12 protein-coding genes are annotated in these 13497 nt (G+C 34.7%); 11 read left to right on the plus strand and 1 reads right to left on the minus strand.

Annotation, left to right across the window (positions count from 1 at the left end; translation table 11 throughout):
* Positions 1-255: 255 nt before the first annotated feature.
* The 11 genes from nirB to ABTV69_RS20945 all read left to right on the plus strand — a co-directional run bounded on the left by nirB (position 256) and on the right by ABTV69_RS20945 (position 12594).
* Entirely contained in the window at positions 256-2769 is a 2514-nt protein-coding gene (gene nirB / locus ABTV69_RS20895) for a nitrite reductase large subunit NirB (RefSeq protein ID WP_433832267.1), read from the plus strand.
* A gap of 271 nt (positions 2770-3040) precedes the next feature.
* Positions 3041-3418, plus strand: coding sequence for a nitrite reductase small subunit NirD (gene nirD / locus ABTV69_RS20900; RefSeq protein ID WP_433832269.1), 378 nt, complete (start codon positions 3041-3043; stop codon positions 3416-3418).
* A 156-nt stretch (positions 3419-3574) separates the two neighbouring features.
* Positions 3575-4159, plus strand: coding sequence for a DUF4202 domain-containing protein (locus ABTV69_RS20905; RefSeq protein ID WP_433832271.1), 585 nt, complete (start codon positions 3575-3577; stop codon positions 4157-4159).
* A gap of 6 nt (positions 4160-4165) precedes the next feature.
* Positions 4166-5974: an ATP-binding protein gene (locus tag ABTV69_RS20910; protein WP_433832273.1), complete on the plus strand. Its 1809-nt coding sequence runs from the start codon at positions 4166-4168 to the stop codon at positions 5972-5974.
* A gap of 645 nt (positions 5975-6619) precedes the next feature.
* Complete coding sequence (locus ABTV69_RS20915; protein WP_433832275.1) at positions 6620-7279, plus strand: response regulator; 660 nt, start codon at positions 6620-6622, stop codon at positions 7277-7279.
* A gap of 99 nt (positions 7280-7378) precedes the next feature.
* Positions 7379-8869: an MFS transporter gene (locus ABTV69_RS20920; RefSeq protein WP_433832277.1), complete on the plus strand. Its 1491-nt coding sequence runs from the start codon at positions 7379-7381 to the stop codon at positions 8867-8869.
* Between the two features lie 95 nt (positions 8870-8964).
* The gene (locus ABTV69_RS20925) at positions 8965-10227 is read left to right on the plus strand and encodes an alginate export family protein (protein WP_433832279.1); all 1263 of its coding nucleotides are present in this window, start codon (positions 8965-8967) and stop codon (positions 10225-10227) included.
* 138 nt (positions 10228-10365) lie between these two features.
* On the plus strand, positions 10366-10731 hold the full coding sequence (locus ABTV69_RS20930) for a hypothetical protein (protein ID WP_433832281.1): 366 nt from the start codon (positions 10366-10368) through the stop codon (positions 10729-10731).
* A gap of 116 nt (positions 10732-10847) precedes the next feature.
* Positions 10848-11219 carry a hypothetical protein gene (locus ABTV69_RS20935; RefSeq protein ID WP_433832283.1) on the plus strand — a complete coding sequence of 124 codons (372 nt, stop codon included), beginning with the start codon at positions 10848-10850 and terminating at the stop codon, positions 11217-11219.
* A gap of 32 nt (positions 11220-11251) precedes the next feature.
* On the plus strand, positions 11252-11965 hold the full coding sequence (locus ABTV69_RS20940; RefSeq protein WP_433832285.1) for an endonuclease/exonuclease/phosphatase family protein: 714 nt from the start codon (positions 11252-11254) through the stop codon (positions 11963-11965).
* Between the two features lie 5 nt (positions 11966-11970).
* Positions 11971-12594: a class I SAM-dependent methyltransferase gene (locus ABTV69_RS20945; RefSeq protein ID WP_433832287.1), complete on the plus strand. Its 624-nt coding sequence runs from the start codon at positions 11971-11973 to the stop codon at positions 12592-12594.
* A 76-nt stretch (positions 12595-12670) separates the two neighbouring features.
* Here the strand turns inward: ABTV69_RS20945 and ABTV69_RS20950 are convergent, their stop codons facing one another.
* Complete coding sequence (locus ABTV69_RS20950; RefSeq protein ID WP_433832289.1) at positions 12671-13375, minus strand: Crp/Fnr family transcriptional regulator; 705 nt, start codon at positions 13373-13375, stop codon at positions 12671-12673.
* Between the last annotated feature and the right edge of the window lie 122 nt (positions 13376-13497).

The following is a 13497-nucleotide window of genomic DNA, read 5'->3' on the forward strand; positions in this document are numbered from 1 at the left end:
AAAAGTGTTCTTTAAAAAAAACACCTGTAAAAGTCTTATGAATTTACGACATTTTTTTGAAACGCTTATTTAGAATCTTTTCAAATTTAAAATAACTAAGTAGATATAAAATCATTCTAAACCCGCACTACGTATAAGATTAAGACAAAATACGTAGTCACCAAAACATATCTACTACTTAAAAAATATTTGTATTACGTATTTTTATAAGTATAAATACTTATATTTGCGTAGTAATACTTAATTAAAGAAATCATGATTAGAGTAATAGTAGTTGGAAACGGCATGGTTGGTTATAAATTTTGCGAAAAGTTTGTTGCAAAATCAGGACAAGAAAAGTATCAAATCACAGTATTTGGAGAAGAGCCAAGACGCGCTTACGACCGCGTTCACTTAAGCGAGTACTTTGGAGGAAAAACGGCAGACGATCTATCACTGTCAACAACTGAATGGTACGAGCAAAACAATATTATTCTAAACACATCTGAGTTAATTACAGATATTAATCGTGATGTAAAAACAATACATACGCACTTAGGCAAAACACATACGTACGACTACTTAGTTTTAGCCACAGGTTCTTCAGCTTTTGTTCCACCTATTGAAGGTGTAGAAAAAGAAGGTGTTTTTGTATACAGAACCATCGAAGATCTAGATGCAATTATGGCTTACGCCAAAAAAATAAAACAAAAAGGTGCCACTGAAGCTGCTGTTTTAGGAGGTGGTCTTTTAGGATTAGAAGCAGCAAAAGCAGTTCGCGATTTAGGATTGAATCCGCATGTGGTGGAATTTGCTCCACGTTTGATGCCAAGACAATTGGATCAAGGCGCGAGCGATATGCTTCAATCAAAAATAGAAGAATTAAACATCGGAATTCATCTAAACAAAGCAACACAATATATTGACGGAAAAGAAAGCATAACAGGAATGATGTTTGCAAACGAGGAATTGTTAAAAGTAGACATGTTGGTTATATCTGCCGGAATTAAACCTCGCGACGAACTGGCTAGAGTTTCTGGACTTGAAGTTGGAGTAAGAGGCGGAATTGTGGTAAACAATCAAATGCGAACATCAGACCCTTCTATTTTTGCAATTGGTGAAGCAGCACTTTACAATCAAAACATTTACGGACTTGTTGCGCCAGGTTACGAAATGGCCGATGTTGCCGCGGAACAAATCTTAAATGGTGACAAAACCATGAGAGAAACCATCGATATGTCAACACAATTGAAATTAATTGGTGTTGAAGTTGCGAGTTTTGGTGATCCTTTTATTGAAAATAATGACGTAACCGCTATTATTTATGAAAATAAATTAAGTGGCGTTTACAAAAGAATCAACGTTACAAAAGATTCAAAAAAGCTTTTGGGCGGGATTTTAGTTGGAGATTCAAGCGATTATGGTGCACTTTTCCAGATCTACATTAACGAAATGGCGTTGCCTAAAAATCCAGAAGATTTGATTTTAGGTTCACGCGACGGTTCTGAAGGTTCGTCTTTAGGAAGCGTAATGGATTTGCCAGATACAGCAGTAATCTGTTCTTGCGAAAATGTAACTAAAGGTTCTATCTGTTGCAAAATTTTAGATGAATCTTGCTCAACACTTTCAGATGTTGTAAAAGCAACAAAAGCTACTTCTGGTTGTGGAGGCTGTAAACCAATGGTTTCTGACTTGGTAAAAGCAACTCAAAAATCTTTAGGAAAAGAAGTAAAAGAAGTAATCTGCGAACATTTCAGCTACACTCGTCAAGAGTTATTCGATTTGGTAAAAATCAATAAATACGAGAATTTCTACGATGTTCTAGATCATCACGGAAAAGGCGACGGATGCGAAGTGTGCAAACCTGTTGTTGCTTCCATTTTCTCAAGTATTTATAATGACACAGCTAACAAACACGTAACGACCCAAGATACAAACGATAGATTTTTAGCAAACATTCAACGAAACGGAACGTATTCTGTTGTTCCGAGAGTTGCTGGAGGTGAAATCACTGCCGAAAAACTAATCGTTATTGGTGAAGTAGCTAAACAATTTGATTTGTATACTAAAATCACTGGAGCACAAAGAGTTGATTTATTTGGAGCGCATTTAAGCGACTTGCCAAAAATCTGGAAAATCTTAATCGAAAATGGTTTTGAAAGCGGTCACGCCTACGGAAAATCGCTTCGTGCTGTAAAAAGCTGTGTTGGAAATGCTTGGTGCCGTTACGGAATGGACGACAGCGCCGGATTTGCCATCGAACTAGAAAACAGATACAAAGGAATTCGTTCTCCACATAAATTAAAAGGTGGTGTTTCTGCCTGCATTCGTGAATGCGCCGAAGCACGCGGAAAAGATTTCGGATTAATCGCTGTGGAAGGCGGATGGAATTTATACATCTGCGGAAACGGTGGAGCAAATCCAAAACACGCGGTTTTATTGGCAGAGAAAATCGACAAAGAAACGGTAATCAAATATATGGATCGTTTCTTAATGTATTACATCAGAACAGCTGGTCCGCTGATTAGAACATCAACTTGGTTAGAAAAACTAGAAGGTGGTTTAGACTATTTAAAACAAGTAATTATCGAAGATAGCTTAGGAATCTGCGAAACCTTAGAAGCTGAAATGCAAACTATGGTAAACACATTCGAATGCGAATGGAAACAAGTTTTAGAAAAACCAAGATTAATGAAGCGTTTCAACCACTTTGTAAACTCGGATGAAAAAGACGACAACATCGCTTTTGTTCCAATGAGAGATCAAAAAATGCCAAAAGCTTGGTCATAAACATTAAAAAATAAACACATAGAGACATAGATTTTGCAACTTAAAAAGGCAATGTTTCTCCAAAACAGAGATAATTTTCTTTTGACAATTCTTTTTTCAAACTATTAAGTCTATGTCTCTATGTGTTTAAAAAATAATAAGCTCCAAAAAAAAAAGAAAAAAAAATCATTAAACGTTTGCTGTCCTTCTTACCCTCTTTTTTACTGCGCCATCATAACTCTCATGATTGTAAAAAGAGGGCTAAGAAACAGGAACAAAAAACTCAATCAAAATGGAAGAAATCTTAAATCAATACGAAACAGTTCACGCAAGCGACGCAACAATTTGGTTCAAAGCTGGTAAAGTAGAAGATTTTCCAACCAACCGAGGCGGATGCATCAAATACAAAAACAAACAAATTGCAATTTTCAATTTTGCACGACGTAATGCATGGTACGCTTGCCAAAATGCCTGTCCGCACAAAATGGAAATGGTGCTTTCGAGAGGAATGACAGGTTCTGCAGATGATATTCCGAAAATCGCTTGCCCAATGCATAAAAAAACTTTTTCTCTTGTTGATGGTTCAAACCTAAACGGCGAAGAATACAGAATTGCAACTTATCCCGTTAAGATTGTCGAAGACGAAGTGTTTGTTGGGTTTGTTGACTAAGACTTTTTTAAGATGTAAAGAAGAAAGAAGCAAGAGGCAAGATTTGAAAAGCTTTGTATGATCTTTCTTCTTGCTTCTTTCATCTCACTTTCGACTTTTGACTTTCGACTTTCCCACTTAATTCCGTATCTTTGAAATCTATTACCTACCAAAAAAATGAATACACCTTTTCAAAAAGCAAGTGAATGGATTGATGCTGAAAACGCTCAGGATCCGAATATCGAGTTAGACCAAAACACCGAATATCCGAAAGAATTATTGTATTCAAACAGGATGTACGAAAAACTGATGCAGTTTGAACCAAATGCTTCAGAAGAAGTTCAGATTGCTTCAAAAGCACAGCACATCTGCCGTTGGAAAGTGGCTCGCGAATCTTATCCAATGGATCGTGTGGGTTATTTAAAATGGAGAGAAGAACTGAAAAAATTCCACGCAAAAACAACTGCTGAAATATTAGAAAAAGCAGGATACGACCAAACTTTCATTGATCGTGTTTCTTTTTTAATTGAAAAAAAATTACTTAAAAAAGATGCTGAAACGCAATTACTAGAAGATGTAATTTGTTTAGTGTTTTTAGAATACTACTTGGAACCTTTCGTTGAAAAACACGATGAAGAAAAGCTGAAAAACATCATCAAGAAAACTTGGGATAAAATGTCGGACAAAGGACATCAGGAGGCTTTAAAAATCAACTATTCTGAAGAAAACTTAAACCTAATAAAAGCTTCTTTAGGATTGTAAAAAGATATGAAAAAGGACAATCAAGAAGCAGAAAAAATCACTTTCAAAAATTTACGACGACTGTATTTTTTTGCGCTTCTTACTATTGCCTTAACCATAATTATCAGTCAGTTTCTGGTTCAATACAACTTAAATCAACAATTAAGCGATTCTAAGATTATCAATTTTTCTGGAAAGCAAAGAATGTTAAGCCAGAAAATTGTCAAAGAAGTACTGATTTTACATTACGTTTCTGATTCGGCTACAGCCAAAAAAACTTCGCACTTAAAAGAAGTTTTAGCACTTTGGAAGAAAAACCAAAATGCATTAGAAAACGGAAACGATAGTTTAGCTTTCCCAAAAGAAAAAAGCGAAACGCTAAACAAATTATATCTTGAAATCAATCCGATTTTCAATAAAATTGCACAAACTACCGATTCTTTTTTACTGAACTTACAAGAGAAAAAATCAGTTTCTGAAAATCAAAAACTGGTTCAAATTATTTTAGAAAACGAAGGAATCTTTCTTTCTAAAATGAATCAAATTGTAACCCAATACGATCTTGAAGCGCACGAAAAAGTAACCGAACAACGCCGAATCGAATATTGGATTTTCGGTTTTACATTGCTGGTTCTGCTTCTAGAATTCTTCTTCATTTTCAAACCAACCAACAAGAAAATCGAAAGGTTAATTGCCCAACTTTTATCTTCAGAAAAGAAAGCTTTAAAACTCGCATACGACACCGAAATCATTTCCGAAATCAAAGAAAACTCAGTAAAAGAATTGAAATCGCTCAATTATGCGATGGAAAATACTTTATTATATTGCCGAATTTCACCAGACGGTTCGATTATTCATATTGGAGAAAAATTCGCAAAACTTTTAAATTATACTAAGTTTTCATCTAACAAAAAATTCTCTGAAGTTTTAACCGAGGACGAAAAAGAACAAGTCAATTTTGACCGCTTAATTTTTGAAAAACAAAGAAGCGGTTGGCAGGGCGAAATGAAAATTGTAAACAAAGACGAAAAAGAAATCTGGCTCGATTTGTCGATGGTTCCCGTAATGATCAAAAAAGACGAACTGGAACTTTTGATTGTTTGTTTCAACATCACCGAACGTAAAAAAGCACAACGCGAAGTCGAACGTTTGAACCTTGAAAACACAACCGAAAAAATCAACCAGCAGAAGATTATTTCAAGCAAAATCGTTGAAAATCAGGAAAACGAACAAAACCGAATCGCTAAAGAAATTCACGACGGAATTGGTCAAATGCTTACAGGTTTAAAATTCAGTTTAGAAAGTATCAATCTCGATGACAGAGAAAAATCGGAACAGAAAATTGAGTATTTAAAGAAGCTTTCTCTCGACATTATAAAAGGTGTGAGAACGGCAACTTTCAACTTAATGCCTCCCGAATTAAGCGATCACGGAATCGTTTCATCGCTTTCAAAACTTACCCAAGAACTTTCTAAATTAACTGGAAAAGAAATACTGTTTTACAATAAAACTGATTTTGATAGACGCTTGGATTCTTTAATCGAAATCAATATCTATCGACTTACTCAAGAAGCGATCAATAACGCTATCAAATACGCCGAGTCGTCTCATATTATTGTGCAACTTTCACACAGCGATACGCTTTTAAGCATCATCGTAGACGACAACGGAAAAGGTTTCGATGTCAATTCTGTCCATAAAAAACGCAACAGCGAATCTGGAATGGGACTTTTATTTATGAAAGAAAGAATCCAGTACATTAACGGTCGTGTTTTCCTTAATTCAATTCCTGGTGAAGGGACTAGGATAACTTTTAATATTCCGATACTTAAGTAGGAAATTCCATTTTTTTAAAATCCCAAATTCCAATTACGGATTCTTTTGTCATCCTGAGAAACGAAGGATTACACTAGTAACTCCGCCATCTAAATGGACAATCTTTGTAGAATCCCGCGTGCGATCCTTCGTTTCTCAGGATGACAAACTGAAAGTGAAAAACTTTGTCAAAGTTGCACGCAAAAACTCACCACAATCTTGTCATCTCGACGAAGGAGAGATCGCACTAGAAACTCCGCAATCTAAATCGCCAATCTTTGTAGTGCTACTCGTGAAGATCTCTCCTTTCAGTCTAGATGACAAATTGGACGGTAAAAACTTTGTCAAAGTTTGAAACTTTGACAAAGTCAAACGCGAAAACTAACCACAATCTTGTCATTTCGACGAAGGAGAAATCTTCGCAAGAAACTCCGCAATCTAAATCGACAATCTTTGTAGAGCTACTCGTGGAGATCTCTCCTTCGTCGAGATGACAAACTAGACGATAAAAACTTTGACAAAATTGCACACATCAGTATTTGGAATTTGGAATTTTCAACATTAGAAATTTTAATATTGGAATTTAAAATAAAAAAAAGTACGTATATTAGCGTCTTCTTTATAGATGAATATACGTAAAAATCTAGAATCTAAATTAAGTAAACTATGAGTAATATCATTCGTGTAGTATTGGCAGATGACCATGTTTTTGTTAGAGACGGAATCAAATCTTTGCTGGAAAACGAAGCAAACATTGAGGTTGTGGGAGAAGCTATTGATGGTGCAGATGCACTTGAAGTCGTGGCAGAAACCAAACCCGACTTACTTATAGTAGATATTCGCATGCCCAACTTAACGGGTATCGAGGTAGTAGAAAAACTTAGAAGCGAGAATAACAACGTAAAAATTATCATGCTTTCAATGCATGAATCAGAAGAGTATGTTTTGAAATCTATAAAAGCTGGAGCTGACGGGTATTTACTAAAAGGTTCAAGCAAAGAAGAATTCTTAAAAGCATTGCACAGTGTTTCTGCTGGAGGAAAATATTTCAGCGGTGATATCTCTTCTATTTTAATTGGACAATTAACCAATTCCACTTCATCATTAGAACCTAAACAAACCTTAGGAGAAGAAATGATGATTACCAAAAGAGAAAAAGAAATCTTGACACTTTTATTATCTGGAAAAGGAAACAAAGAAATCGCCGAAGCTTTAGATATTAGCAAGCGTACTGCCGAAGTACACCGTTTCAATCTAATGAAAAAATTGAAAGTAAAAAACCTAATGGAACTTTCTAATAAAGCGGCAGAGTATTCTTTAATCTAAAAAAATACGTATAAATACGTAATTATTTTTCAAAAACTGCGTTTTGGCAGGTTTTAACTAAGTTATAGTACTTAATTTTACATAAAAATAATAAGTACTATGAAAAATACAAACTCACTATCGCAATCACACAAAATTTTATTTTTGAACACATTGGCATTTACAGTGTGTTTTGCTTGCTGGACATTAAATGGGGTTTTAGTAACCTTTTTAGTTGATAATGGAATTTTCCATTGGGATGTTATCCAAGTAGGATGGCTTTTGGGAATTCCGATTTTAACTGGATCTATAATGCGTCTCCCAATCGGAATCTTGACGGATAAATTTGGCGGAAAATATGTTTTTTCTCTTTTATTATTGCTTTGTTCAATTCCGCTCTTCCTTCTTCCCTATGCTGACAGTTTCTCCATGTTTGCTTTATTAAGCTTTTTATTTGGAATGGTTGGAACCAGTTTTGCTGTCGGAATTGGCTATACTTCTATCTGGTATCCAAAAGAATGGCAAGGGCGCGCACTGGGAATCTTCGGGATGGGAAATGCTGGTGCAGCAATTACAACGTTTTTAGCTCCTTCTCTTTTAAATCACTTTTCAATTGATGATCCGCAAAATGGATGGAAAATTCTACCTGTTATTTATGCTATTTCATTAGTAGTGATTGGTGTTGCATTTTTAATTTTCGCTCAAAACAAAAAAATAGAAAGCAGTGGTAAATCTGTTTCGCAAATGCTTACGCCTCTAAAATCACAAAGAGTTTGGCGTTTTGGAGCTTACTATTTCTTAGTTTTCGGATGCTTTGTGGCTTACTCTCAATGGTTATTGCCAAACTTTATGAACGTATACCAAACGAGTTTAGTTATGGGCGGTTTATTTGCAACAATGTTCAGCTTGCCTTCTGGCGTAATTAGAGCTTTCGGAGGTTATTTATCTGATAAATTCGGAGCGAGAAAAGTAATGTATTGGGTTTTGGGTTCTTCAGTAATTTTGAGCGCCTTATTATCAATTCCAAAAATGGAAATCACGACTTCTGGACCTGGAATTTTGGCTGCCAAAAAAGGTGTTGTAAACGAAATCAGTGATAAAACAGTAAAAGTTGGCGATAAAGAATATCCAATCGCTCAAAAAACAGCTAATACATCTACATCGGAAAGTGCTATTTTCCCAACTACTTCAAGCTGGCAGGATGTTGTCGTATCGCACAACCAAAGCGTGGCTAAAAAAGAACTGATTGCAAAAGGCGTAACGGTTATTAAGTTTGATGCCAATATGTGGGTATTCTTGGTTTTAGTTATTCTAATAGGAATTTCTTGGGGAATCGGAAAAGCGGCTGTCTACAAACATATTCCAGAATATTTCCCAAATGAAGTTGGTGTTGTAGGCGGAATGGTTGGAATGATTGGCGGTTTAGGCGGATTCTTCGGCCCAATTATCTTCGGATATTTACTAACAGCGACTGGAATTTGGTCAAGTTCATGGATTTTCATTTTAATCTTTTCAACTGTCTGCTTAGTTTGGATGCATTACACTATCACACAACTATCTAAGAAAAAAGAAGTTAAAGTAAGTAAAGCAAAATTAGAACCTGCGTATTAGACTTAGATTAAAAAAAAATTAGAAATATGATTCTAATCATAATCTACGACGGTATTTTCTTATAAATTTACTTTCGATAAAAACCCTATAATTTTATGAAAAACCTAAAACTAATTTTAATACTTATCGTAGGATTAAGTTTCGAAATCCAAGCACAAGAATTAGATGTAAACCTCCAAATTCGACCACGTTTTGAATATAGAAACGGTTTCAAACAACCGCTTCCTTATGGTCAAGAAGGTACATCACAAATTTCACAGCGTTCTCGTTTGGGCATTAATTATAAACAAGAAGATTTAATCGTAAAACTGACTTTACAAAATACAAGAACATGGGGAGATGTGCCCACTACAACTACTGCCGATAAAAACGGAGTAGCAGTTTTTGAGGCATGGGCACAATATAATTTCACTGAAAAATGGAGTGCCAGAATGGGACGCCAAGTGCTTTCTTATGATAATCAGCGTATTCTTGGAGAATTAGATTGGGCACAACAAGGACAAAGCCATGACGCGTTAACAGTTTCTTTTCATGATGAAACTCAAAAATTAGATTTTGGAGGCGCATATAACTCCAATGCGGAGAATCTTGTTCAAACTCCTTATACTGTGGCCAACATGTACAAAACCTTACAATATGCTTGGTACCACAACCAATTCAATGGAAAATTAGGCGCAAGCTTTCTACTATTGAACACCGGTTATGAATATGCTAACGCAGATGCAAAACTCTTAGTCGATTACAAACAGACTTTTGGTCCATATCTGACTTATAAAACAGGCAAATTAGATACAAGTTTTTGGGTGTATGGCCAAACAGGAAAAAGTACTGATTTAAAAGTAAGCGCCTGGAACGCAGCTGCCAATCTAGGCTACAATATAACAGAAGCTTTTAAAGCAGGTTTAGGTTACGAATTTTTATCTGGAAAATCTTCAAATGACGGAAGCAGTGTAATTAAATCTTTCAATCCGCTATTTGGAACCAACCACGGATTTAACGGTTATATGGATTATTTCTATGTTGGAAATTACACCAACAGTTTTGGTTTGCAGGATGCCTTTATCAAATTAAACTACAATGTAAACAAATGGCAATTTGCTTTGATGCCACATATTTTTTTAACCGCTGCTGATGTTGTGACACCCGTAAATGAAAAATTAGATTCGTATTTAGGAACTGAGATCGATGCCACTTTTGGTTATAATTTCAAGAAAAACATAACCGTAACTGGTGGTTATTCTCAAATGTTTGGATCTAAAACAATGGAATTTGTTAAAGGCGGAGATACAAGCCATACGAACAATTGGGCTTGGTTAATGATTTCTGTAGATCCGAAAATTTTTAGCTGGAAAAAATAAATTTTACATAAAATCAACTACTATATTTTACCCTTTTCCTATTTCGGAAAAGGGTATTCTTTTTTTAACATACAAAAATGTATTATATGTTTTAATTATTTATATTTGAATCGATTATGAACCCCCAATTCTATCCTAATGAAACCATTTTTAAAATTATCCCTGTTGACCTTTTTGGTTAGCCAAACGGGTATTGCCCAAAAATTTAACAATGCTTTAATTTCGCAAAACTCAGAAATTAATTTTGCTAAAACACAAAAAAGAGGCATCAAGAAAAACAACATTGTCTACTATGTTGAAAATGATTTACAAACCATTTCTGCTTACAAAAGGAAAAAATTGAAATGGCAAACCAATGTTATTTCGGTGTGCGGAGAGCCTCAAAAAGGAACTCCTGAAATTAGATATGTTGGCTACAATACAGACAAACTTCTTATCGTAATGGGAAAACACCATTTTGCAGAAATTGATATTAATTACGGCACTACTAGACTTGTTGGCTAATATTATAAAAGCTTTACTAAAATCACCTATTATAACGTACCCTTTTTCAGTTTTGGAAAAGGGTATTTTGTTTTTAAAGCGTATATTTGATAGCACTTTTTCAATTTTATTGTTAAATGAAACCGATAATCAAATTTTTCATCTTAGCATTATTCTCAACTCAAGTTAATTTTGGTCAAACAATTGATCCAAAACTAATTTCAAAAGATTCAGAAATAAATTTGATTACAACATCCAAAAGAGGAATTGAAAAAAATAACGTCATTTACTTTGTTGAAGAGGATCTGCAAACCATTTCGGCATATAAAAACAACAAATTATTGTGGCAGACTAATGTTATAACTGTTTGCGGAAAACCAAAAGTTGGTGAATCAAAAATCAGATATTTTAAGTATAAACCTGAAAAGCTGTTTGTGATTATGGGAAAACATAATTATGCAGAAGTAGCTTTAATTGATGGAAAAACAGCTTTTACTGGTGCAGATTAATAAAATTCAAATCTTTTCCTAAACTTCAGCTAATGAAAATCATCGCATGGAATTGCAATATGGCATTTAGAAAAAAAGCGCAATATATTCAAGCTTTCAGTCCTGATATTGCCGTAATTTCTGAATGCGAAAGTCCTGAAAAACTCAAATTTCCGGACGAGACAAAATTACCTAATGATATTCTTTGGTACGGTAATAATCCTCATAAAGGACTTGGTGTTTTTTCGTACGGCGATTATCGATTTCAGCTTTTAGATTGCCATAATCCTGATTTTAAAAATATACTTCCAATTGCCGTAACTGACGGAAAAGTTGACTTTACCCTATTTGCTATTTGGGCAAATAATCCTGCAGATAAAGACGGCGCTTATGTAACTCAAATTTGGAAAGCGATTAATTATTATGAGGATTTAATACAAGAAACCAAAACCATTTTAATTGGAGATTTCAACAGCAATACCATTTGGGACAAACCGCGAAGAGAAGGAAATCATACAACAGTAGTAAATAAATTGGCCGAAAAGAAAATCTTCAGCACGTATCATAAATACTTCAATCAAATTCAAGGCAAGGAAAAACATCCAACTTTATATCTTTATAAACGCGAAAGCAAACCATATCATATAGATTATTGTTTTGCTTCAAATGATTTTATCGAGGCGTTAGAACATGTCGAAATTGGAAGTTATCAAGATTGGACGATGTATAGCGATCATAAACCTTTAATTATTAAATTCAATATATAAACCAAATGAACAACACCTGGATCCAAAGATGGGACGACCGTTACAAAAGTGAAGAATTTGCATACGGCGAAGAACCAAACAATTACTTAAAAGAACAGATTGAAAAACTAGAAATCGGAACCATTCTCTTCCCTGCTGAGGGCGAAGGGCGAAATGCCATTTTTGCAGCAAAATTAGGCTGGGAAGTTTCGGCTTTTGATATTAGCGAAGAAGGCAGAAACAAAGCGCTTCTTTTAGCAAAAAACAATGATGTTTCAATCGATTATCAAGTTGGCGAATTGGAAACTTTAGATTTTCAAGAAAACCAATTTGATGCAATTGCTTTAATTTATGCACATTTTCCAGCTGCGATTAAATCTGAAATTCATAAACAGCTAGACAAACTTTTACGAAAAAACGGCATTATAATTTTTGAAGCTTTCAGCAAAAAACATTTGGAATACGTAACCAAAAACGAAAAAGTTGGCGGACCAAAAGATATTGAATCTTTATTTTCTATTGAAGAAATAAAAGCCGATTTCCCTAATTATGAAATCATCGAACTGGAAGAAAAAGAAATCGAACTCAGCGAAGGTTTATTTCATAACGGAACTGGTTCTGTAATTCGATTTGTGGGAAGGAAAAAATAAAATACGAAGTAGAGACGCACAAATGAGCGTCTCTACAAAAAACCTTTGCATCTTAGCAACTTAGTATCTTAGAACCTCAAAAATACTTATGTTCCATAATTTCAGATCGAAGCGTTGAAACCTCCAAAATCCCCACACGCTTCCCTTCTGTTTTAATCAAAGCTTCTTTTTTAAGGCTTGACAAAATACGGATCGCCTGTTCTTCAGTAGTTCCTGCAAAATCGGCAATTTCCTTTCGCGAAAGCTCAATATCAATTAAACCATTCGTTTGCCCGAATTTGCGGTGAATATAAAGTAAAAGATCAATTACGCGTTCACGAACATTCATGTGTGCAATCTTTCGGATATTATTTTCGCTTTTGTTCAATTCTTCGGCGTAAAACAACATCAGAGCATATGTAAATTGAGGAACATGCATTAAAATTTCCTGCATGGTTTCGTTGCTGAAATTACACAATACAGTATCTTCCAACGCATAAGCCCCAATTAGATAACGTTTGCTCGTTCCGAAACCGCGAAAACCAATAATATCCCCATTCGTAGTCAAACGAACAATTTGTTCACGACCATTAATTCCAGTTTTTACCGTTTTGGCTTTTCCCTTGCAAATAAAATAAAGTCCTTGCAGAGGCGCGCCTTCCGTAATAAACTGATCCGATTTTTTGCAGATTACATTCTGTTTTTTAGATATATAATGAGTCATCTGCTCCAAATGCAGGTGTTTCTTAATGAAACAATTCTCATTGGGACAGGAATAACATAATGTTTGTTCTTCTTTCATGAGTTCTGATTTTTAGCAGATTAAAAACTAATTTATTGTTCCTCATTTATTTTCATCAAAAATAAAAAAATAAATTCAAAAATTAAGTATTAATACGTAAAAATACTTATTTTTGCATAAGT

This window comes from Flavobacterium anhuiense, from assembly GCF_050990855.1.
GTDB classification, from domain to species: domain Bacteria; phylum Bacteroidota; class Bacteroidia; order Flavobacteriales; family Flavobacteriaceae; genus Flavobacterium; species Flavobacterium anhuiense_C.